Annotated in this window: 28 protein-coding genes; 21 read left to right on the top strand and 7 right to left on the bottom strand. The window is 67.2% G+C overall.

Features of this window, described 5'->3' with window-relative positions; all coding sequences use genetic code 11:
• The first annotated feature begins 50 nt into the window (after window positions 1-50).
• Window positions 51-824 (top strand): hypothetical protein, encoded by a 774-nt coding sequence (locus D3869_RS01815; RefSeq protein WP_137138714.1) that lies wholly within the window; start codon window positions 51-53, stop codon window positions 822-824.
• 15 nt (window positions 825-839) lie between these two features.
• On the opposite strand, the gene D3869_RS01810 is transcribed toward D3869_RS01815, so the two are convergent.
• The 5 genes from D3869_RS01810 to D3869_RS01790 form a co-directional block, all read right to left on the bottom strand.
• On the bottom strand, window positions 840-1,289 hold the full coding sequence (locus D3869_RS01810; protein WP_137138713.1) for a GNAT family N-acetyltransferase: 450 nt from the start codon (window positions 1,287-1,289) through the stop codon (window positions 840-842).
• Window positions 1,290-1,297: 8 nt separating this feature from the next.
• Window positions 1,298-1,762 carry a DUF488 domain-containing protein gene (locus tag D3869_RS01805; RefSeq protein WP_137138712.1) on the bottom strand — a complete coding sequence of 155 codons (465 nt, stop codon included), beginning with the start codon at window positions 1,760-1,762 and terminating at the stop codon, window positions 1,298-1,300.
• Complete coding sequence (locus tag D3869_RS01800) at window positions 1,759-2,178, bottom strand: hypothetical protein (protein ID WP_137138711.1); 420 nt, start codon at window positions 2,176-2,178, stop codon at window positions 1,759-1,761. The genes D3869_RS01805 and D3869_RS01800 overlap by 4 nt, the downstream gene beginning before the upstream one ends.
• A 79-nt stretch (window positions 2,179-2,257) precedes the next feature.
• Window positions 2,258-2,680, bottom strand: a complete 423-nt coding sequence (locus D3869_RS01795) for a hypothetical protein (protein WP_137138710.1) — start codon at window positions 2,678-2,680, stop codon at window positions 2,258-2,260.
• A 113-nt stretch (window positions 2,681-2,793) separates the two neighbouring features.
• On the bottom strand, window positions 2,794-3,306 hold the full coding sequence (locus D3869_RS01790; RefSeq protein WP_137138709.1) for a ferritin-like domain-containing protein: 513 nt from the start codon (window positions 3,304-3,306) through the stop codon (window positions 2,794-2,796).
• Between the two features lie 128 nt (window positions 3,307-3,434).
• Here D3869_RS01790 and D3869_RS01785 point away from each other — a divergent pair, with 128 nt between their 5' ends.
• Both D3869_RS01785 and D3869_RS01780 read left to right on the top strand, forming a co-directional pair.
• A complete protein-coding gene (locus D3869_RS01785) occupies window positions 3,435-3,665 on the top strand; it encodes a DUF6898 family protein (protein ID WP_137138708.1) in 231 nt (76 codons plus the stop codon).
• A gap of 326 nt (window positions 3,666-3,991) precedes the next feature.
• Window positions 3,992-4,303 carry a hypothetical protein gene (locus tag D3869_RS01780; RefSeq protein ID WP_247895684.1) on the top strand — a complete coding sequence of 104 codons (312 nt, stop codon included), beginning with the start codon at window positions 3,992-3,994 and terminating at the stop codon, window positions 4,301-4,303.
• Window positions 4,304-4,438: 135 nt separating this feature from the next.
• On the opposite strand, the gene D3869_RS01775 is transcribed toward D3869_RS01780, so the two are convergent.
• The gene (locus D3869_RS01775) at window positions 4,439-4,882 is read right to left on the bottom strand and encodes a MucR family transcriptional regulator (RefSeq protein WP_014240726.1); all 444 of its coding nucleotides are present in this window, start codon (window positions 4,880-4,882) and stop codon (window positions 4,439-4,441) included.
• 536 nt (window positions 4,883-5,418) lie between these two features.
• Between D3869_RS01775 and rpiB the strand changes: the two genes are divergently transcribed.
• From rpiB to D3869_RS01720, 11 genes are all read left to right on the top strand, one after another.
• The gene (gene rpiB, locus D3869_RS01770) at window positions 5,419-5,850 is read left to right on the top strand and encodes a ribose 5-phosphate isomerase B (RefSeq protein WP_014240729.1); all 432 of its coding nucleotides are present in this window, start codon (window positions 5,419-5,421) and stop codon (window positions 5,848-5,850) included.
• A gap of 54 nt (window positions 5,851-5,904) precedes the next feature.
• On the top strand, window positions 5,905-7,215 hold the full coding sequence (gene glyA / locus D3869_RS01765; RefSeq protein WP_137138707.1) for a serine hydroxymethyltransferase: 1,311 nt from the start codon (window positions 5,905-5,907) through the stop codon (window positions 7,213-7,215).
• 32 nt (window positions 7,216-7,247) lie between these two features.
• Complete coding sequence (nrdR, locus tag D3869_RS01760; protein WP_014240731.1) at window positions 7,248-7,712, top strand: transcriptional regulator NrdR; 465 nt, start codon at window positions 7,248-7,250, stop codon at window positions 7,710-7,712.
• Between the two features lie 17 nt (window positions 7,713-7,729).
• Window positions 7,730-8,848 (top strand): bifunctional diaminohydroxyphosphoribosylaminopyrimidine deaminase/5-amino-6-(5-phosphoribosylamino)uracil reductase RibD, encoded by a 1,119-nt coding sequence (gene ribD, locus D3869_RS01755; protein ID WP_137138706.1) that lies wholly within the window; start codon window positions 7,730-7,732, stop codon window positions 8,846-8,848.
• 112 nt (window positions 8,849-8,960) lie between these two features.
• On the top strand, window positions 8,961-9,548 hold the full coding sequence (locus D3869_RS01750) for a riboflavin synthase (RefSeq protein ID WP_137138705.1): 588 nt from the start codon (window positions 8,961-8,963) through the stop codon (window positions 9,546-9,548).
• Complete coding sequence (gene ribB / locus D3869_RS01745) at window positions 9,545-10,669, top strand: 3,4-dihydroxy-2-butanone-4-phosphate synthase (RefSeq protein WP_137138704.1); 1,125 nt, start codon at window positions 9,545-9,547, stop codon at window positions 10,667-10,669. The genes D3869_RS01750 and ribB overlap by 4 nt, the downstream gene beginning before the upstream one ends.
• Before the next feature lie 22 nt (window positions 10,670-10,691).
• On the top strand, window positions 10,692-11,156 hold the full coding sequence (locus D3869_RS01740; RefSeq protein WP_014240735.1) for a 6,7-dimethyl-8-ribityllumazine synthase: 465 nt from the start codon (window positions 10,692-10,694) through the stop codon (window positions 11,154-11,156).
• Between the two features lie 33 nt (window positions 11,157-11,189).
• The gene (gene nusB / locus D3869_RS01735) at window positions 11,190-11,762 is read left to right on the top strand and encodes a transcription antitermination factor NusB (protein ID WP_137138703.1); all 573 of its coding nucleotides are present in this window, start codon (window positions 11,190-11,192) and stop codon (window positions 11,760-11,762) included.
• Window positions 11,740-12,744, top strand: coding sequence for a thiamine-phosphate kinase (gene thiL / locus D3869_RS01730; RefSeq protein ID WP_137138702.1), 1,005 nt, complete (start codon window positions 11,740-11,742; stop codon window positions 12,742-12,744). The genes nusB and thiL overlap by 23 nt, the downstream gene beginning before the upstream one ends.
• A gap of 83 nt (window positions 12,745-12,827) precedes the next feature.
• Window positions 12,828-13,292, top strand: coding sequence for a hypothetical protein (locus D3869_RS01725; protein ID WP_137138701.1), 465 nt, complete (start codon window positions 12,828-12,830; stop codon window positions 13,290-13,292).
• A 205-nt stretch (window positions 13,293-13,497) separates the two neighbouring features.
• Window positions 13,498-15,600: a sodium-translocating pyrophosphatase gene (locus tag D3869_RS01720; RefSeq protein WP_137138700.1), complete on the top strand. Its 2,103-nt coding sequence runs from the start codon at window positions 13,498-13,500 to the stop codon at window positions 15,598-15,600.
• A 211-nt stretch (window positions 15,601-15,811) separates the two neighbouring features.
• Here the strand turns inward: D3869_RS01720 and D3869_RS01710 are convergent, their stop codons facing one another.
• Window positions 15,812-16,279, bottom strand: coding sequence for an outer membrane protein assembly factor BamE (locus tag D3869_RS01710; protein WP_137138699.1), 468 nt, complete (start codon window positions 16,277-16,279; stop codon window positions 15,812-15,814).
• Window positions 16,280-16,408: 129 nt separating this feature from the next.
• On the opposite strand from D3869_RS01710, the gene D3869_RS01705 reads away from it, so the two are divergent.
• From D3869_RS01705 to D3869_RS01675, 7 genes are all read left to right on the top strand, one after another.
• Window positions 16,409-16,972 (top strand): ubiquinol-cytochrome C chaperone family protein, encoded by a 564-nt coding sequence (locus tag D3869_RS01705; RefSeq protein ID WP_137138698.1) that lies wholly within the window; start codon window positions 16,409-16,411, stop codon window positions 16,970-16,972.
• A gap of 132 nt (window positions 16,973-17,104) precedes the next feature.
• Complete coding sequence (locus D3869_RS01700) at window positions 17,105-17,713, top strand: YceD family protein (protein WP_137138697.1); 609 nt, start codon at window positions 17,105-17,107, stop codon at window positions 17,711-17,713.
• A 105-nt stretch (window positions 17,714-17,818) separates the two neighbouring features.
• Window positions 17,819-18,004, top strand: coding sequence for a 50S ribosomal protein L32 (gene rpmF, locus D3869_RS01695; protein WP_014240744.1), 186 nt, complete (start codon window positions 17,819-17,821; stop codon window positions 18,002-18,004).
• Between the two features lie 49 nt (window positions 18,005-18,053).
• The gene (gene plsX, locus D3869_RS01690) at window positions 18,054-19,106 is read left to right on the top strand and encodes a phosphate acyltransferase PlsX (RefSeq protein ID WP_094302201.1); all 1,053 of its coding nucleotides are present in this window, start codon (window positions 18,054-18,056) and stop codon (window positions 19,104-19,106) included.
• A 4-nt stretch (window positions 19,107-19,110) separates the two neighbouring features.
• On the top strand, window positions 19,111-20,082 hold the full coding sequence (locus D3869_RS01685) for a beta-ketoacyl-ACP synthase III (RefSeq protein WP_137138696.1): 972 nt from the start codon (window positions 19,111-19,113) through the stop codon (window positions 20,080-20,082).
• 138 nt (window positions 20,083-20,220) lie between these two features.
• Window positions 20,221-20,559: an integration host factor subunit alpha gene (locus tag D3869_RS01680; RefSeq protein WP_014240747.1), complete on the top strand. Its 339-nt coding sequence runs from the start codon at window positions 20,221-20,223 to the stop codon at window positions 20,557-20,559.
• 40 nt (window positions 20,560-20,599) lie between these two features.
• Window positions 20,600-21,103: a MerR family transcriptional regulator gene (locus D3869_RS01675; RefSeq protein WP_137138695.1), complete on the top strand. Its 504-nt coding sequence runs from the start codon at window positions 20,600-20,602 to the stop codon at window positions 21,101-21,103.
• Window positions 21,104-21,171 lie beyond the last annotated feature (68 nt).

The raw sequence follows: 21,171 nt of genomic DNA, 5'->3' as shown, positions 1-21,171 counted from the left end.
CCGTTCGCTGCGGTCGAGCGGGTGGAAGACATCAAGCCGGAGACCTGACCATGCCGTTCGCCGCCGCTCCCGAATTCAAGAAGCACAAGGCGAAGTGCGAGTCCGAGGCGAAGAAGATCCCCAACTCGGGCGACGCCCTGGCGGTGGTGAAGAAGTCCGGTGACGTGGAGAAGGCCGCCGCGGCCTGGGACAAGGCCTACAAGGCCGGGGACGCCAAGGCGCTGCGCGAGGCGCTGGCCGATCTCCTTCAGGCAACCAAGATCTTCCGGGCGAAGCTCAGCGCCGTCATCGTCAAGGCGCAGAAGGCGAAGAACGAGGGCGCCGTCGAGGTGGCGGCCGACATGCTGGGCGGCGCCATGAACGTCGAGCAGATGGCCCAACTGGAAAGCCTGTCCGTCCTGAAGAAGCTGGAGAAGGCCGGCAGCGGCAAGGAGATGCCCGCCACCACCTTCTTCGCCGACTGGACCGCCGCCAAGAAGATGTTCGAGGCGCTGACCGGCAAGAAGAAGCCCGCCGAGGGCTTCCTGCTCGCCTTCCGGGCGTCCAGCGGTCTGGAAAAGGCGACGAAGGCGCTCGACGCCGCCACCCGGGCCAACGACGTCGACGCGTTGCAGAAGGCCATCAAGGGTTTCGAGAAGACCGGCAGCGAGTATTTCGCGACCGTGAAGAAGAAGGCCAAGGTCTCCGTCGCCGCCGACGACACCGACATCCCGGACGAGTCGGAGGAGGCCTTCAATTACGATCAGGCGCTGGCGATCCTGCTCAAGAACCTGAACGTCATCCGCAAGGAGGCCGGCGACATCCTGGCGGAGGCCAAGAAGTAAGCGGGCTTCTGCCGCCTATCGGCTCAGCCGCATGTCGATGTGGTCGATGCCGACGTCGTCGTAGACGTCGCTGACGCGCCGGAGACCGAAGCCGCCATAGAAGCGCTCCAGGTAAAGCTGCGCACTGATCTGCACGTCGTGCTCCGGCCATTCCCGGGACAGCCGTTCCAGGCATTCGGCGACCAGCCGGCGGCCCAGCGCCTTGCCGCGCCACGCCGGTGCAACCGCCAGCCGTCCGAAGGAGGTGGCGCCGGTCTCCGCATCGGGGCCGAAAATGCGGGCGTAGCCGACCGGCGCCGGCGCCTCGCCGTCGTAAATCGCCAGATGCTGCGCCACCGGGTCGCGCCCATCCAGGTCGGGGAAGGGCGAGGCCTGCTCCACCACCAGCACGCTCTGGCGGAGGTGGAGCAGGTCGTGGAAGGTGCCGGCGGACAGATCGGCGAAGCGGTACCAGTGGGAGTGCATGTCATCCTCTAGAAGGAGAGGTCGGTGGGGTTCAGATGCTCCACCGTGAAGCCGAAACGGCTGTGAAGGGCCTCGCCGACGCGGAGCCGGTGGCAAAGGTGCGGCGACGCCTCGAAGCAGAGCAGGCAAGCCGGCTTTTCCCGCGCCAGCGCGGCGGCGCGGTTCAGGTCGTGCTCGGCTTCCGGAGACTGCATCTTCGCTTCGACGATCGACCAGAAGCGCTCCATATCCCCCTGGTGGGCGGCGACGCGGCCCTCCTTGGGCGTGCCCAGCCCCTTCAGATGGACGTAACCGATTCCGGCTTCCTCCAGCCCGGCGGACAGCGGCCTTTTGGAGAAGCCGGCGCGGCGGGACAGCGGCAGTTCGCGCACGTCCAGCAGGACCCCGACGCCCCGCGCCTTCAACGCGCGCACGACGGAGTCGAAGGAAGCGCCTTCGTAACCTATGGTGTAGAGCGGCGGCAGGCTGCTCATGACGGGGAGGGCAGGGCGTTGCGGATCATGTATTCGCCGATGTCCTTCGGCTTCACCTTGATGTCGGTCAGCGGTTCGTCGGCGGACATCGCCTTGGCGACCAGAAGGCTGTTCTGCACGTTGGTGAGGGTGACGCGGAAGACGCCCGAGGCGCCCTTCAGCTTCGGATAATAGGTCGGATCGATCACCTTCTCCTTGCGCATCAGCCGCTCGATCACCGCCTCCTCGTCAAGGTCCGGCACCTCCTGGCTGTGGATCAGGCGCCAGTCGGTCTCGCCGGCCCAGCCGGCGTCGATCGCGGCCTTGGCCTCGTCCTTGTCGGCGGCCATGCCCAGCTTGAAGATGTGCTTTCCCTGTCCGACGTCGGACGCCCATTTCGTCAGCGCGGCGCTGCGCGCCACATACACCACGGCCATTCTCGGGTTCCCTCACCGGTCAAGCGGCCATGCTGCCGCGAAGCGCCGGAGGAGGCAACCATCGGACGGAGGGGAGGGGTCAGGGAAAGGAGGATTGCCGGGAGAGCGGCGTGATGAGGATGCGGCTGACCACGTCCTTGCCGAACAGCTTGACGCTTTCCTCGTCGATCTTGCGGCGGAGGGCGGGCATGTTGGCGATGTTGCCACGGACGATCCATCCCTCCTCGATGCCCAGATAGACCGCGCGCAGCGTGGCGTCGTGCAGCCGCGGGATGGCGACCTGGACTTCGCCCAAACGGGTGGCGTTCGCCACCTCCAGCATCACCTCGATCTGGGTGTAGCGCTCCACCTGCCCGCGGGTGACGATGGGGACCATCACCGGCTTGATGCGGACGGAAGGAGGCAGGGCCGCCGGTCCCTCCGCCGCCCGAGCCACCATGGCCGGACCGGCGATGGCAGCGGCGATGAGAAGGGAACCGAGGAAGGACGCGACCCTGCGCATGGGCGGGCACCGGAAAAATCGATTGGGTGAGCCCGATAGTAGGGGCTCGACCGCCCGTCTTCAATGGTGCCCGCTGTAACAAGAGATTCGGCTTAGGCTCCGGCGTGCCGCTCTCAGGCCGCCTTTTGACCGCTGGCCTGGATCGCCTTCTTGTTGACGTCGTTGATGGCCAGCACGTTCAGCTTCTTGTCGGTTTCCTTCTCCTCGTTCAGGGTCTGCTCCAGGAGATCCGCCACCTTGGTGAGGCCGCAGGCGGTGGCGTAGGCGTGGACGGTGCCGTAGCTGGCGATCTCGTAATGCTCCACCTTCTGGGCGGCGGCGATCAGGGCGGCGTCCTGAACCTCCGGGGCGAGGCCCATTTCCATGATTTCCCGCGCTTCGCTGATCAGTCCCTCCATCGCGTCGCAGTGCTTGCCGCGGGTGCGGGTGTCCAACTCCTCGAACACCTGTTCAAGCCGCTCGATCTGGCCGCGGGTCTCTTCCAGATGGGTTTCGAAGGCCGCGCGGAGCTGTTCGGAATGCGCCGCCTTGGCCAGCTTCGGCAGGGCCTTGGTGAGCTGCTTTTCGGCGTGGTAGATGTCGCGGAGTTCTTCGATCAGCAGATCCTGCATGGTCTTGGCAGCCATGGTGCCGGTACTCCCTTGCTGAGTGCGTCGTCCGCCAACAACAGGACGTGGCAGATGGGGTTCCGGGACGGTTGCGCTGTGCTAAGGTGGTATCGGGACCGGCGAAGGCCGGCGATGGAGAAAAAGCGATGGTGGGCAATCGGGCGCCTGGAAAAGGCCAGACGGCTGGAAACGGTGTCGGCGAGGTGCTGTTCGAGTTCCAGAGGGTCGGCAGCTATCTGAAGGTGATGGCCATCGATCCGGTCACCGCAACGGAGGTGTCGGTCGTCGGGCCGGCCACCGGCAGCCTGGAACTGCTGAAACGCACCGCGATCAGCAAGCTCCAGTTCGTTCTGAAGCGCGACGCCGCCAAACGCTGACGAGATGCCCGCATGCAGACGCCAAGAAGCGCGCCCTCCCGGCGGGGCGGGGGGCGCGGCTAGTCTTGGCTTCTGCTGATGGTGAGCACTGACATCCCGGTGCCGGACCTGCGGAACCGGTCCGGGGGTGAACTGCTCGACCACGACTCTAGACCTATGCCGCGCCGTGGGCACTGGTGCATCGGATGTAACGCCGCTAGAAAGCACTCCACGAACGAACGGTCCGCCTTGGTTCCGGGGCAGCGTTTTCCTGGACACGGCGGCCTGACCGAATGCGGAGGGAGACGATCGCAATGCGTTGCGTGACGGTCTTGCGGAGATTGCCCGTGCTGTTGAGAGAGAGCCTGAAGCCGGCGGCCACGCTGCTGGTGCTCGCCGTGACGCTGCAAAGCCCGGCCTTGCGGGCGGAAACCACCATCATCTGCACGAAGCCCGGCGTCCCGCTCTGCATGAGCGACACCACCACCTTCGTCAGCGCGGACAAGATGGCCGCCTGCCAGTTCGAGGTGAAGGAGTATGTGGACAAGACCATGGACTATCTGCGCTGTCTGAACGAGGAAAACACCAGCACAGGGCAGGAATTGACCCGCAATGTGGAACGTTTCAACTGCCGCCTGTCGGGGCGCAACTGTGGGTGAGGAGCGGCGCGGGCGGGCTCGATAAGGTCCGACCACCCCACGGTCCGGACCAGCGAAAGACATGACGGCGAAACGACACAGGGCCGGCCTCCCATCGGGGAGGCCGGCCCTGTTCGTTCAGGACGGTGCTGGCGCTCAGCCGGCCTTGCGGCGCGTCTGGCGGCCGGAGCTGCGGCCGAGGCCGATGCGCTTCGCGAACTCGGAACGCTGCGCCGCGTAGTTCGGCGCGACCATCGGATAATCGGGCGGCAGGCTCCAGCGCGCCCGGTATTCGTCCGGCGACATGTTGTAGGTGGAGCGAAGATGGCGCTTCAGCATCTTCAGCTTTTTGCCGTCTTCCAGGCACACGATGTATTCGGGCGTCACCGACTTGCGGATCGGCACGGCGGGCTTCAGCGGCTCCGAAGGAATTTCTCGGGGCTGCGTGTTCAGCCCGGTCAGCGACGAGTAGACCGTGTTGATCACCTCGGGAATCTGCTGCGCCGGCAGAACGTTCTTGCTGACATATGCGGAGACGATGTCCGCGGTCATCCGCAGAAGCTCGTTATCGGGCACATCGGCGCGAAGCTGGTCACTCATTGCCATTAGTCCTGATTTTTCATTTTGTCCCTAGCAACCAAGTTGCACAGCGTGATTTGGGTGTCAATATAATTTCGAGAGGAGCGAATTAAGTTATTTGCAAACTGCATGAAGTTACAAGGCGTGGCAAATCAGATGTCGCAGCAAATGGCCGGGCTGCGGCTGCACTGCCCCACGTTTAGGCATCGTCTAGTGCGGGGAAGCTAGGCAAGACCATGAGAATCGGGCACCGCAACTGACCGATTCGTGGTGCGAGACCGAATCGGTCGACCTGCTTACTGGCCGTTAACGTCAACGGTGGCGGGAAATAGAGAAACATTTGTTCTCGGCATGCATCGCGGATCGGCTCCGCTTCGCCGTGCCGACGCCCGGCAGTCCCCCTCTGGCGGTTCTGTGCCCGGCGCAAAGCCCCTGTGCGTTGTGTCCTTCTGGCGGTTCGGGGCGATATCTGGTAGCTTGCGCGCCGTGCCGCCGTCCCCGCCGGGTGCTCCCTCCGGGCCGGCGCCATTCGTATTCGTGCACGGAGTTTTTCTTTCATGACCACCATCGCGATCGCGTCCGATCACGCGGGGTACGAGATGAAGGCCCAGATCGCCTCCTGGCTGGCCGGCGCCGGCTACGAGGTGCTGGACCTCGGCTGCAACGGTCCGGAATCGGTGGACTATCCGGATTTCGCCACGGCGCTGGCCGGCGCCATCAACGACAAGCGCGCGGCGCGCGGCGTCTTGATCTGCGGCAGCGGCATCGGTATCAGCATCGCGGCGAACCGCCATCCGGGCATCCGTGCCGCCCTGGTGCATGACGTGACGACCGCCCGCCTCGCGCGCCAGCACAACGACGCGAACGTGGTGGCTCTGGGCGCGCGCATCATCGGCGCGGAGATCGCGAAGGACTGCGTGGACGCCTTCCTGACGACCGATTTCGAAGGCGGTGAGCGGCACAGCCGGCGAATCGCCAAGATGGGATGAGACGGCCCTTCATCCGGCCCGTGACTGCTTTCTGAACCAAGGACCTGCCCTGCCATGACCGTGACCAACGCCGACCCCCGCGCCGAGATCGGCCGCTTCTTCGCCGCCTCGCTCGCCGAGACCGATCCCGAACTGGCCCGCGCGGTGCGCGACGAGCTGGTCCGCCAGCAGGAGCAGATCGAGCTGATCGCGTCCGAGAACATCGTCTCCCAGGCGGTGCTGGAGGCCCAGGGCTCGGTCATGACCAACAAGTACGCCGAGGGCTATCCGGGCCGGCGCTACTACGGCGGCTGCGAATATGTCGACGTGGCCGAGACGCTGGCGATCGAGCGCGCCTGCAAGTTGTTCGGCTGCGGCTTCGCCAACGTCCAGCCGAACTCCGGGTCCCAGGCCAACCAGGCGGTCAACCTCGCCCTGCTCCAGCCGGGCGACACCATCCTCGGCATGTCGCTGGCGGCCGGCGGCCACCTGACCCACGGCGCCGCCCCGAACCTGTCGGGCAAGTGGTTCAAGGCCGTGCAGTACGGCGTGCGCCGCGACGACCACCTGATCGACTTCGACGAGGTCGAGCGCCTGGCCCGCGAGCACAAGCCGAAGCTGATCATCGCCGGCGGTTCCGCCTATCCGCGCGTCCTCGACTACCAGCGCTTCCGCGCCATCGCGGACGAGGTCGGCGCCTACTTCATGGTGGACATCGCCCACTACGCCGGCCTGATCGCCGGCGGCGTCTATCCGAACCCGTTCCCCTACGCCGACGTGGTCACCACCACCACCCACAAGACGCTGCGCGGCCCGCGCGGCGGCATGGTGCTGACCAACAGCGAGGAGATCGCCAAGAAGATCAACTCGGCGGTCTTCCCCGGCCTGCAGGGCGGCCCGCTGATGCACGTCATCGCCGCCAAGGCGGTGGCCTTCGCCGAGGCGCTGCGTCCGGAGTTCAAGACCTACGCCAAGAGCGTCCTGGACAACGCCCGCGCCCTGTCGAGGGTGCTGATCGAGGGCGGTCTGGACATCGTGTCCGGCGGCACCGACAGCCACATCGTGCTGGTCGACCTGCGTCCGAAGAACCTGACCGGCAAGGCCGCCGAGGCGAGCCTGGAGCACGCCGGCATGACCTGCAACAAGAACGGCGTGCCGTTCGATCCGCAGAAGCCGATGGTCACCTCCGGCGTCCGTCTGGGCAGCCCGGCGGCCACCACCCGCGGCTTCGGCGTGGCCGAGTTCGAGCAGGTCGGCCGCCTGATCGTCGAGACGCTGGACGGTCTGGCCGCCAGCAACTCCGGCGACAACGCGGCGGTCGAGGCGAAGGTGCGGGAGGAGGTGCGCGAGCTGTGCCGCCGCTTCCCCATCTACCCGACCCTGTGATCATCAAGACCGACTAAGGGGAAAGGCCGGACATGCGCTGCCCGTTCTGCGGACACGAGGACACCCAGGTCAAGGACTCGCGACCGACCGAGGACAACTCGGCGATCCGCAGGCGGCGGTTCTGCCCCAGTTGCAGCGCGCGCTTCACCACGTTCGAGCGCGTCCAGCTCCGTGAGCTGACGGTGGTGAAGAGCACCGGCCAGCGGGAGCCTTTCGACCGCGAAAAGCTCCTGCGCTCCATGCGCATCGCCCTGCGCAAGCGCCCGATCGACGCCGACCGCATCGACCGGGTGGTCAACAGCCTGGTGCGCCAGCTCGAATCCTCCGGCGAGAGCGAGATCCCGTCGAAGCAGATCGGCGAGATGATCATGGTGGCGCTGCAGACGCTCGATCAGGTCGCCTACATCCGCTACGCCTCGGTCTACAAGGACTTCCGCGAGGCGTCGGACTTCAACGAGTTCGTCGAGCAGCTCGCCCCCGAAGCCCAGAACGGGTGAGGGGGCGGGCGGCGCCCATGGCGAAGCAAGCCATTCATCCCGACGATGCCCGCCACATGCGGGCCGCCCTGGCCCTGGCGGCGCGCGGGCTCGGCAACACCTGGCCGAACCCGGCGGTGGGCTGCGTCATCGTGAACGGCGGTGTGGTGGTCGGGCGTGGCTGGACCCAGCCGGGCGGGCGCCCCCACGCCGAGACGGAAGCCCTGGCCAGCGCCGGTGCCGCCGCGCGCGGGGCGACCGCCTATGTGACTCTTGAACCCTGCAATCATTACGGGAAAACCCCGCCCTGCGCTCTGGCGTTGGTGGAGGCAGGGGTGGCGCGGGTGGTGGTCGCCTGCGGCGATCCCGACCCGCGGGTCTCCGGCGGCGGGCTGGAGCGGTTGCGCGCCGCCGGGATCGCGGTGGACATCGGCGTCTGCGAGGACGCGGCCTGGACGCTCAACGAAGGCTTCTTCCGGCGCATCCAGGATGAACGCCCACTCTATACACTGAAGGCGGCAACGACGCTGGACGGGCGCATCGCCACCCACAGCGGCCAGTCGCAGTGGATCACCGGTCCGACGGCGCGGGCCTGGGGGCACCGGCTGCGCGCCACTCACGACGCGATCATGGTCGGCATCCGCACCGCGCTCGCCGACGACCCGGAACTCACCTGCCGCCTGCCGGGGCTGAGCCACCGGTCGCCCGTGCGCATCGTGGTGGACAGCCGGCTGCGCCTGCCGCTGACCGGAAAGCTGGCCGTGGGCGCGCGGTCCGTGCCGACCTGGGTGGTCACCCGCGAGGACGCGGAGCCGAGCCGTCTGGCCGTCTTCCAGGACTGCGGACTCGAGGTGATCCGCGTGCCCGCCGACTCCGCGGGCCTGCCGGATCTGGTCGAGGCGAGCGCCGCCCTGGCCCGCCGCGGCCTGACCCGCGTGCTGGTGGAGGGCGGGGCCACACTGGCGGCCTCGCTGCTGCGCGCGAATCTGGTCGACCGGCTGGAATGGTTCCGCGCCGCCTCGGTCATGGGCGGCGACGGGCTGCCGGCGGTCCATGCCTTCGGTGTGGACGGGCTGGAGCGTATGGCGCTGTTCCGCCGGACCGACCTGCGGCAGGCCGGGGATGATCTCGTGGAAAGCTACGTCCGCCGCGGTTGAGCGGTCGGGGATGTGCGGCGTCCGGCACCGTGCCGGGCGCAACAGTCCGTTGCGTGCCGCGCCGTGCGGATGAATCTTTCACACGATTGAAAACCTGCTAAATTGCCGGCCCATGTTCACCGGAATCATCACCGATGTTGGGCGCGTTCGGGCCGTGGAACGGCAGGGCGACACCCGGTTCACCGTCGAGACCGCCTTCGCTATGGAGACGGTTCCCATTGGCGCGTCCATCGCCAACAACGGCGTCTGCCTGACCGTGGTCGAGAAGGGGCCGGGCTGGTTCGCCGTGCAGGCCTCCGCCGAGACCCTGTCGAAGACGACGCTGGGCGGCTGGGCCGAAGGCACGCGCATCAATCTGGAGCGGGCGCTCAAGGTCGGCGACGAACTGGGCGGGCACATCGTGTCCGGCCATGTCGACGGCGTCGCCACGGTCGTGGAGGTCCGCGCCGACGGCGAGTCGAAGCGCTTGACCTTCGAGGCGCCCGCCACCCTGGCGAAATACATCGCCTCCAAGGGGTCGGTGGCGCTGGACGGCGTGTCGCTGACGGTGAACGAGGTCGATGGTGCGCGCTTCGGCGTGAACATCATCCCGCACACCCAGGACGCGACCACCTTCGGCGCGCTGAAGGCCGGGGATCGGGTGAACCTGGAAATCGATATGCTCGCGCGGTATGTGGCGCGGCTGGCAGGGCAGGAATGACGTCCGAGTTTCACGAGTATCTGTCGCGCCCCGAGGAGATCATCGAGGAGGCGCGCCAGGGCAGGATGTTCATCCTCGTCGACGACGAGGACCGCGAGAACGAAGGCGATCTGGTCATCCCGGCCCAGTGCGCGACCCCCGAGGCCGTGAACTTCATGGCCAAGTACGGGCGCGGCCTGATCTGCCTCGCCATGGACCAGAACCACATCGAGCGGCTGCGCCTGCCGCTAATGGCGCAGCAGAACGGCACCCGTCACCAGACCGCCTTCACCGTTTCCATCGAGGCGCGCGAGGGTGTGACCACCGGCATCTCCGCCGCCGACCGCGCCCGCACCATCCAGGTCGCCATCGACCCGACCGCCGGGCCGGACGCCATCGTGACGCCGGGCCACGTCTTCCCGCTGCTCGCCCGCGACGGCGGCGTGCTGGTCCGCGCCGGCCACACGGAAGCCTCGGTGGACATCGCCCGCATGGCCGGCATGACCGCGGCGGGCGTGATCTGCGAGATCATGAACGACGACGGCACCATGGCCCGCCTGCCGGATCTGGTGAAGTTCGCGCAGTTCCACGGGCTGAAGGTGGGCACCATCGCCGACCTGATCGCCTACCGCCGCCGCACCGAGACGATCGTCGAGCAGAAGCTGGCGGCGACGCTGGACAGCCGCTTCGGCGGGCGCTTCCAGATGTACGTCTATGTCAACAAGGTGGCCTACGCGGAGCACATCGCGCTGGTGCGCGGCGACATCTCCGGCGATGAGCCGGTGCTGGTGCGCATGCACGCCCTGTCGGTGCTGGACGACGTGTTGGGCGACCGGAGCGCCGCGCGCGACGGCGAGCTTCAGGCCTCCATGGAGATGATCGCGCGGGAAGGCCGCGGCGTCATCGTCCTGCTGCGCGAGCCCATGGCGAACAGCCTGACCGAATCGGTGATGGCGCGGCTCGAAGGCCACGACAACCCAACCCCCGCCCTGCGGGATTATGGCGTGGGCGCGCAGATCCTGCTGGACCTGGGCGTGCGCGACATGGTTCTGCTGTCGAACCGCAAGAAGTCCATCATCGGGCTGGAGGGGTACGGCCTGACCGTGCTCGGCCACCGCCCGATTCCCCTGCAAGACCAGTAACGGCCAGCCGAGCGACCCTGAGATGACCGAAAAGCCCCATCTGATGATCGTGGAAGCCCGCTTCTACGAGGACATCGCCGACGAGCTGGTGAAAGGCGCCATTGCCGAGATCGAGAAGGAGGGCGCCACCTACCAGCGCGTCTCGGTCCCGGGATGCCTGGAGATCCCGGCGGCGATCCTGTACGCCCTGCGTTCCATGGACTTCTTCACGGCGCGCAAGCGCTTCGACGGCTATGTCGGGCTGGGCTGCGTGATCCGCGGCGAGACCACCCATTACGACATCGTCTGCAACGAGAGCGCCCGCGGTCTCCAGGACCTCGCGCTGCGCTACGCGCTGGCCATCGGCAACGGCGTGCTGACGGTCGAGAACCGCGAGCAGGCCTGGGCCCGGGCTTCCGTGACGGCCAAGAACAAGGGCGGTTTCGCGGCGCGCGCCTGCCTTGACATGATCGAACTCAAGCGCCAATTCCGCCTCTATCCGCGGTGACCCCGCGGTGCAATTCCTGACAGACTGAGCATCATGAGCAACGACGACGCGGCTGGCCGCGCGAAACAGAAGCGCGGCTCCCGGAACCGGACGGGTGGCGGATCGGCCAAGGCCCGGCGCAAGGCCGCGCGCCTTGCCGCCGTTCAGGCCCTGTACCAGATCGACCTGAACCAGATCGAACCGACCGGCATCGCCGTGGAATCCGTGATCGGCGAGTTCGTCAATCACCGGCTGGGCGAGGAGATCGACGGGGCGAAGTTCGTCTCCGCCGACCCGCAGCTGTTCGCCGACATCGTCCGCGGCGCCGCGCACCGCCGGGCGGAGGTCGACGGGATGCTGGCCTCGGCGCTGGAGCCGCGCTACGCGCTCGACCGGTTGGAACTGCTGATGCGCGCCATCCTGCGGGCCGGCGCCTATGAGCTGTTCGTCCACAACGACACCCACCCGCGCATCCTCATCAGCGAGTATGTGGACGTGGCGCACGCCTTCTTCGCGGCGCGCGAACCGGGCATGGTGAACGGCGTGCTCGACCATGTGGCCCGTGCGCTGCGGCCGGACGAGCTGGCCCAGCCGGACCCGAGCCGTGACCAGTCCAGAGACCGGTAAGCCGCTCGGCGAATTCGGGCGGATCGACCGCTATTTCAGGCCGCTGGCGTCCGGTTTTCCGGGCGCCCGCGGGCTTGCCGACGACGCCGCCGTGTTCGGTGTCCCACCGGACCGCGAATTGGTCGTCACCACGGACGCCATGGTGGCGGGCGTCCATTTCTTCCCCGACGACGCGCCCGGCGACATCGCCGCGAAGCTGCTGCGCACCAACCTGTCGGACCTCGCCGCCATGGGCGCGGCCCCCTACGCCTACACGCTGGTCACCGCCCTGCCGAAGTCGGTGGGCGAGGACTGGCTCGCCGGCTTCGCGGCCGGCCTGGGGGAGGATCAGGCCCGGTTCGGCATCGCTCTGGCGGGGGGCGACTCGGTCTCGACCTCCGGCCCCATCACCCTGTCGGTGACGGCTTTCGGTCTGGTGCCGAAGGGCGGAGCGGTGCCGCGCTGGGGCGGTCGTCCCGGCGACCGCGTGTACGTCACGGGCACCATCGGCGACGCGGCGCTCGGCTTGCGGATCGCCTATGGGACGCTGGAGGTGGCCGACGACTCGGCGCGCTCCGTGCTGCTGGGGCGCCTGCGGCGGCCGGATCCGCGGACCACGCTGGGGCCGCGTCTGGTCGGGCTGGCGACCGGCTGCCTGGACGTGTCCGACGGTCTGGTCGCCGACCTCGGCCATCTGTGCGAGGAATCGGGCTGTGCCGCGCTTCTGGAGTCGGGGCGGGTGCCCCTGTCGGGCGCCGCACGATCGGTGATCGGCGACGATCCGGTGCGCTTCGCCATGGCGCTGACCGGCGGCGACGATTACGAACTGCTCTTCACCGCCGGCGAAGACGCCGCCCCTGCGCTCGCCGCCCTGTCGGCCGAGACCGGCGTGGCGGTGACCGCCATCGGCCGTCTGCTGGACGGGCCGGCGGGTGAGGTCACGGTGACCGACGCGCAGGGGGGGAGTCTCGACCTGCCGACTCGCGGCTGGGACCATTTCTGAAGGCATCATCGCTGGACAACCCCGCTTAACGCAATCGAAAGCAGGACGGCGCTAGGCTCGATCCGTTCCGTATCCGGGAAGGGATGGGTGTGATCAAGGCCGTCATATTGCTGGTTTTGGGCCTGCTGCTGCTGGGCGGCGCGGGCTTCGGCGGCTGGATGATCTACAACAAGTATTTCGTCGAGCATGAGGAGTCGGCCCCCAAGAAGGAGGAGCCGCCGCCCAAGCCGCCCACCGGCTTCGTCCGCATGGCCCCCCTGGTCGTTCCAGCCATCGGCACGCGGAAGGTCGAGCAGTTCGTGACCGTGGTCGTGACGCTGGAAGTCGTTCTCGACAAGGTTCCCTACGTCCAGGCCCGCCAGCCTCTCGTTTACGACCGTTGCCTGTCGGCCCTTTATGCGGCCGTGGACGACCGGTCCGTTATGACCGGCAACTTGGTCAATATCATTGCCGTAAAAGAAAAACTGGCCGCCGCCGCCGCGACAGTGGTGGGGGAGGGCGTGGTGCAAAATGTTCTTGTTCAGGTGGTTACACAGCGCAATTTGTAACCGTTCTTAAAAACTCCTATCCGAAAGTCAGGAGCGCCTCGGCCAAATCGCCGCGCCTATTCGAGCGTGGCCGCTGTTGCATTGTGCCCTTCTCTTCGGCATCCTTTTCGTGAACAACTCGCCCGTCATCCACCTTCGTTTGTACGGGTCGTTTTCACGACAAGGCGGTAATCGGGCCCGAAACCATAAGAATTTGGGGGAACCGATGGCAGCAGCGTTCGTCATCATCATCGCCAGCGGCCTGTTGGCCCTGGCGTACGGGTACCACGCGGGCAAGCAAGTCATGGCGGCCTCCGCCGGGTCCGACCGCATGCAGGAGATCGCAGCGGCCGTGCAGGAGGGCGCCCGAGCCTATCTGAATCGCCAGTACACCACCATCGCCATCGCCGGCGTGGTGCTTCTCATCATCCTCGGCGCGTTCCTTGGTCTGCATGTGGCCATCGGCTTCCTGATCGGCTCGGTCCTGTCGGGGGCCGCCGGCTATGTCGGGATGAACGTGTCGGTGCGGGCCAACGTCCGCACCGCCCAGGCGGCGACGCAGGGCCTGGCCCCGGCGCTGGACATCGCCTTCAAGGCGGGGGCGATCACCGGTATGCTGGTGGTCGGGCTGGGCCTGCTGGGGGTGGGTGTCTATTACGGCATCCTGACGATGATCTACCGCGTGACCGACCCGGTCGAGGTCCGCGCCGTTCTGGAGGCCCTGGTCGCCCTCAGCTTCGGCGCGTCGCTGATCTCCATCTTCGCGCGGCTCGGCGGCGGCATCTTCACCAAGGGGGCCGACGTCGGCGCCGATCTGGTGGGCAAGGTCGAGGCGGGCATTCCGGAGGACGATCCCCGCAACCCCGCGGTGATCGCGGACAATGTGGGCGACAACGTCGGCGACTGCGCCGGTATGGCCGCCGACCTCTTCGAAACCTACGCCGTCACCATCGTCGCCACCATGCTGCTGGCGGCGATTTTCTTTTCGGGCGAGGTGATCCGCCTGCTGCTCGTCTACCCGCTGGTCATCGGCGCGGTGTGCATCGCCGCGTCCGTCGCCGGCACCTTCTTCGTGAAGCTGGGCAGCAACAACAACATCATGGCCGCCCTCTACAAGGGCTTGGCCGCCACCGCGGGCATCTCGCTCGTGCTGATCCTGATCGTGACCGCGATCATGTTCGGCTTCACCCGGCCCATCCCGCTGAACGGCGGCGGCTACGTCACCGGCGGCAACCTGTTCGTCTCCTCCCTGGTCGGCTTGGGCGTGACCGGACTGCTGGTGTGGATCACCGAATACTACACCTCCACCGCCTTCCGCCCGGTGCGCAGCGTCGCCCGCGCGTCGGAGACCGGGCACGGCACCAACGTGATCCAGGGTCTGGCGGTGTCGATGGAGGCGACGGCGCTCCCCGTCCTGGTCATCTGCGTCGGCATCATCATCGCCTACGGGCAGGCCGGCATCTTCGGCATCGGCATCGCCGCGACCACGATGCTCGCCCTGGCCGGCATGGTGGTGGCGCTGGACGCCTACGGCCCGGTGACCGACAACGCCGGCGGCATCGCCGAGATGGCCGACATGCCGAAGGACATCCGCGTGACGACCGACGCGCTGGACGCCGTCGGCAACACCACCAAGGCGGTGACCAAGGGCTACGCCATCGGCTCCGCCGGCCTCGCCGCGCTGGTGCTGTTCGCCGCCTATGTGCAGGATCTGAAGCACTATTTCCCGAACGTGACGGTCGAGTTCCGGCTGGACGATCCCTATGTGGTCGTCGGGCTGCTGATCGGCGGCCTGCTGCCCTACCTGTTCGGGGCGATGGGCATGACCGCGGTCGGGCGCGCCGCCGGATCGGTGGTGGTGGAGGTGCGCCGCCAGTTCCGCGAGATCAGCGGCATTATGGAAGGCACCGCCAAGCCCGACTATGGCCGCGCGGTGGACATGCTGACCCGCGCCGCCATCAAGGAGATGGTCATCCCGTCGCTGCTGCCGGTGCTGGCGCCGGTGGTCCTGTACATCGTCATCGCCGCCATCGCCGGTCAGGCGCAGGCCTTCGCCGCCCTGGGCGCCATGCTGCTGGGCACCATCGTGACGGGGATCTTCGTCGCCATCTCCATGACCTCGGGCGGCGGCGCCTGGGACAACGCCAAGAAGTACATCGAGGAGGGGAACCACGGCGGCAAGGGCTCCGACGCGCACAAGGCGGCGGTGACCGGCGACACCGTCGGCGACCCGTACAAGGACACCGCCGGCCCGGCGGTCAACCCGATGATCAAGATCACCAACATCGTGGCGATCCTGCTGCTGGCGATCCTCGCCCAGATCGGTTGACCCAGATTGGTTGTTAAAGCGGATTGCGATCCGCTTTGGACCGCGACGGCGGTCCCGGCCGCACATGCGGCCGAAGCCCGCCGGCAAGTGAGGCGATGTGAGTCTAAAGCGAATGGAAGTTCGCTTTAGGGGATCGGCCGATCCCGGATCGGCTCCAAAAGAAAAGCCCCGCGGAAGCGGGGCTTTTCGTGTCTCTGCAGACCGGCTGGTGTCAGCGTCCCGGGCCGCGGTTGCGCGAGTCCTTGGCGGAGAAGCGTCCGACGTTGCCGAGCATCTGTTCGAGGAAGCTCATCTCGCGCCCGGCGGTCGGCGTGCTGCGATCGACGATGTCGATCCGCTGGCCGTCGGTGGCGTCGAGCTGCTTCATCTCCTTCACCACGCCGGCGTCGTCGAAATGGACGACGACGACGCGGCGCTCCATCACGCTCGGCTCGAAGAAGGCGACCTTCTCGGTCTTCTGGCCGATGTAGTACCAGACATTCTGGTCGAAGGTTCCCACGGAGGTCGGCGTGCCGAGAATGTCCGCCACATCCTCCCGCCGCGACTGGCCGGCCTTGATCTCGGCGATGCGGTCGGGGTCCGCCATGTTGCCGCGGGTCGCCACGGTGGGCGAGCACGCGGAGACGGCGAGACCCAGAAAGACGAAGGCGCACAGCGCCGAAGGAATCGATCTCGTCATGGTGCTCAGGCTATGATGGCGCGGGCGGACCGCCGGACCCTTGCGGCAGGCCGGACTCCGCCCGCAATGCCGCGACAATCGCATCGCGCGGTTTGTCCTGTCAACGAAACTCCGAGCGAGAGAGAAACCGTGCTTGACCGCCTGTTCCGGCGTCGGCGTGAAGCCCGCGCCGTCGCCGATTTCTATCTCACCATCGCGGCGCAGGCCCGACAGCCGGCCTTCTACCGTGACCTTGGCGTTCCCGACACGCTGGACGGTCGCTTCGACATGGTGGTGCTTCACGTCTTCTTGGTGATGCGCCGCCTGAAGGGGCAGGGGGCCGCGGCGGCGGACCGCTCGCGCCTGCTCTTCGAGGCGATGATCGACCATTTCGAGAAGTCGCTGATGGAGCAGGGGGTGGGCGACAGCGGAGTCGGGCGGCGCATCAAGACCATGGCCCGCGGCATCGCCGGCCGGATCGAGGTCTACGACCGCGCGCTCGCCGCCGAAGACGGTGACGCGGGCGGTGCGGCCTTGGAGGTCGCGCTCGACAACAATCTTTATGGCACCGTATCGGAGGTGCCGCCGCGCCAACTGGCCGCCCTGGCGGCCTATGTCCGGCGTGAGGCCGCCGGGCTGGAGGAACAGCCGCTGGAGTCGCTCATGGCCGGTGAGGTCCGCTTCGGCCCGCCGCCCGGCGCCGGGACGGAATGACCGATTCCGTCGAGTCTCTATCTTCCATGGGGCTCGGCAATTGGACTTGCCTTTCCGGGCGTCCGAATTCATCTGACACTGAGAGGAAGGCGCCCGCCGCAGAACGGGCGCTGTGACAAGGAACTGCCCGACATGCGCAACACGTCCCAACACGCCGCCGGCCCCGCTCCGGAATTCTCGCGCATCGTCCGCGCCGACGCCGTCCATCGCGACGGCGATCTGATCGAGACCATCGAGGCGACGGAGGCCGAGCGCAAGGCTCTGGCCGAGCGGTTCGAACTGGAGGGCATCGGGCGGCTGACCGCCCGGGTCCGCCTGCGCTCCGTGCGCGGCGGCCAGATGGTGCGAGTCGAAGGGGAGGTGGAGGCCGACGTGGTTCAGACCTGCGTCATCACGCTGGAACCGGTGCCCGCCCAGGTGTCCGACCGGTTCGGCGCGCTGTTCGCGCCGGAATCGATGGTCCCCGGCGAGGAGGACGAGATCGAAATCGACCCGAACATCGCCGAGGAGGATATCCCGGAGGCCATGACCAACGGGCGCATCGACATCGGCGAGTTGGCCGCCCAGCATTTGTCCCTGGCGCTCGACCCCTATCCTCATGCAGAAGGCGTGGCGTTCGACGGATACAGCGAAGGCGAAGACGAGGAGGAGGGCTTGGCCCCCGCCGCCGATGATGCCGGCGCCAATCCGGAGAAGCCGAACCCGTTCGCCGCGCTGGAACGTCTGAAACGACAGAATTGAGGGCGGAACGGGCTTGCCCTTCGGGGGCAATTGCCGTATTGAATGCCGCTCGCGTCAGGCGGCCCCTCTTCGGGCCGCCTTTTACAATGAAGAGAGTTTACGGCCATGGCTGTTCCGAAGAAGAAGACCTCCAAGTCGCGCCGCAACATGCGTCGCTCGCACCACGCTCTCCCGACCTCGTCCTACGCCGAGTGCTCGAACTGCGGCGAGCTGAAGCGCCCGCACCATGTCTGCGGCTCTTGCGGTCACTACGACCAGCGCGAAGTGGTTCAGAGCGCTCCGGCGGCCTGATGGCGGTTTGGTTGGCCGCCCTACGTCCTAGCCAGGGAGCCTGTCCGCGGTGAGCCAGCGCCTGACCATTGCCCTTGATGCCATGGGCGGTGACAAAGGACCCGACATGGTGATTGCCGGGGCGGATATCGCCCGCGAGCGTCACCCGCAGGTGCATTACCTGCTGTTCGGGGACACCGCCCGCATCGAGCCGCTGCTTGCGCAGCGGCCCGCCTTGAGAGCGGTGGCCGAGGTGCGCCACACCCCGGACGCCGTGGCCGGCGACGCCAAGCCGTCGGTCGCGCTGCGCGCCGGGCGCCAGTCGAGCATGCGTCTTGCCATCGATTCGGTGGCGGGCGGGCAGGCTGCCTGCGTGGTGTCCGCCGGCAACACCGGCGCGCTCATGGCCATGGCCAAGTTCGTGCTGAAGACGATCCCCGGAATCGACCGTCCGGCGATCGCCTCCTTCTTCCCGACCCTGCGGGGGGAGAGCGTCATGCTCGACCTCGGCGCCAACACCGAATGCCAGCCCGAGAACCTCGTGCAGTTCGCCGTGATGGGCGCGGTCTTCGCGCGCACCGCGCTGAACCTGTCCGAGCCGACGATCGGCGTTCTGAACATCGGTTCGGAAGAGGTGAAGGGGAACGAGGTGGTGCGCGCCGCCGCGACCCGTCTGCGCGAGATGCCGCTGCCCGGGCGTTTCCACGGATTCGTCGAGGGCAACGACATCGCCACCGGCACGGTTGACGTGATCGTCACCGACGGTTTCACCGGCAACGTCGCCCTGAAGACCGCCGAAGGCACGGCGAAGCTCTTCACGGAGTTCCTGCGCCGGACGTTCCAGTCCTCCTGGACGGCGCGTCTCGGCTACCTGCTGGCCCGCGGGGCCTTCAAGCGGTTGAAGCAGCGCACCGATCCGCGCCGCTACAACGGCGCCATGTTCCTGGGCCTGCGCGGCGTCTGCGTGAAGAGCCACGGGGGCACCGACGCCATCGGGTTCGCCAACGCCATCGGTGTGGCCTACAATCTGGCGGCAAACGGTTTCAACGACCGAATCAAGGAAGAGATGCAGCGTCTCGGCGACGCCAAGCCTCTTCCCGACACGAAGGCGGCGGCGGTCTAACATCATGGTCAAGCGTTCCCGAGTTCTCGGCTGCGGTTCCTACCTCCCGGCCAACGTCGTCACGAATCGCGACCTCGAAGCCCGTGTGGACACCTCGGACGAGTGGATCGTCCAGCGCACCGGCATCAAGTCGCGCCACATCGCTGCCGACGGGGAACTGACCTCCGATCTCGCCATCGCCGCGGCGACCCGCGCGCTGGAGCATGCCGGGGTGGACGCCGCCAGCATCGACTGCATCGTGCTGGCGACGACGACTCCGGACAACACCTTCCCGGCCACCGCGACGAAGGTGCAGGCGGCGCTGGGGACCAAGGGCTTCGCGCTGGACATCCAGGCGGTGTGCGCCGGCTTCGTCTACGCGATGTCGATTGCCGACAACTTCATCCGTATTGGGCAGGCCAACCGCGCCCTGGTCATCGGCGCGGAGACCTTCTCCCGCCTGCTCGACTGGAAGGACCGCACCACCTGCGTCCTGTTCGGCGACGGCGCTGGGGCCGTGGTGATGGAGGGCTACGACGCCGCCGGGACCTCGGCGGATCGCGGCGTGCTGTCCACCCACCTGCATTCGGACGGCGCCCAGTACGGGCTTCTCTACGTCGATGGCGGTCCGTCGACCACCGGCACGGCCGGCCATGTGCGGATGAATGGCCAGGATGTGTTCCGCCACGCCGTGAGCAAGCTGTCCTCGGTCGTCGAGGAGGCTCTGGCGGCCAACGGGCTGGAGCCGTCGGCGGTGGACTGGCTGGTGCCGCACCAGGCCAACCAGCGGATCATCGACGGCATCGCCCGCAAGCTGAAGCTGCCCTCCGACAAGGTCGTGCTGACGGTGGACCGCCACGGCAACACCTCCGCCGCCTCGATCCCGCTGGCGCTGTGCGAGGCGGTGCACGATGGCCGCGTGAAGCGTGGCGACCTGATCCTCATGGAGGCCATCGGCGGTGGCCTGACCTGGGGTGCCGCGATGGTACGCTGGTAAGCGGCGCACCCGCTTCGCGTCCCCGCAGGGTGGCGTTTGCTGCGCTGCTCACAACGACGCGATCCAAGCTTTTGAATTGACCGGGTTCTTTCCCCGGATTACGGTTTTTCCCCTATGGTTTCGGGGGGGAAGCGAACCATGTCACAGAACACCGTCACCCGCGCGCAGCTCAGCGAAGCGGTCTACCAAGAGGTCGGCCTGTCGCGCAATGAATCCGCCGATCTGGTCGAAAGCGTCCTGGAGGAGATCTCCGACGCCTTGGCCCGCGGCGAGATGGTCAAGATCTCGTCCTTCGGCAGTTTTCAAATCCGGCAGAAGGGGCAGCGGGTCGGCCGCAACCCGAAGACCGGCGAAGAGGTTCCGATCCTGCCCAGGCGTGTCCTGGTCTTCCGGGCGAGCCACGTCCTGAAGAACCGCATCAACGAGGTCGTCGAGGCGGAGGAAGCCGAGGCGCAACGCGTGAAGGCGGTTTCCTGATCCGCCGCACGGAGCGGACGACAACAAGGGTTTCCCGGATATGAAGGCGCGCGGCACCACGAAGTCCGCCACGGCGTTCCGCACGATCAGCGAGGTGTCGTCCGACCTGGACGTGCCGCAGCATGTGCTGCGTTTCTGGGAAGGCAAGTTCCCGCAGCTCCGTCCGCTCAAGCGTGGTGGAGGGCGGCGCTACTACCGCCCGGAAGACGTGGACCTGCTGCGGCAGATACAGAACCTGCTGTATGGCGAGGGCTACACGATCAAGGGTGTCCAGCGCCTCCTGAAGGACGGGAAGGTGGACGACGATCCGGACGCCCGGAGGCTGGAGGAGACTCCGGAAGAACCGGATGTTCCCGACACCTTTGAGGCCGTCGCGGACGAAGCGGCCGTGGCCTTGCTCGATGGGGCGGAGGGCGTGCCTGTCGTTGCGCTCAACGGCCTGTCGGACACCATCCGGCAGGCCATCGCCCAGGCGCTCGACGAGTTGAGAGAGGCGCGTCTTCTGCTCGCGGTGGGAGAGGAAAAAGAAATTCGAGAGGTGTGAAAAAAAGTGAACTGTAGCGCTTGCGTTGGACCAAGGTCCCGGCTATAGTCCCGCTCCCTTCCAGAACG

This window comes from Azospirillum brasilense, assembly GCF_005222205.1.
Lineage (GTDB): Bacteria > Pseudomonadota > Alphaproteobacteria > Azospirillales > Azospirillaceae > Azospirillum > Azospirillum brasilense_G.
Note: the sequence above shows the minus strand (reverse complement) of the source record. Positions and strands in the feature narration are given on the sequence as shown.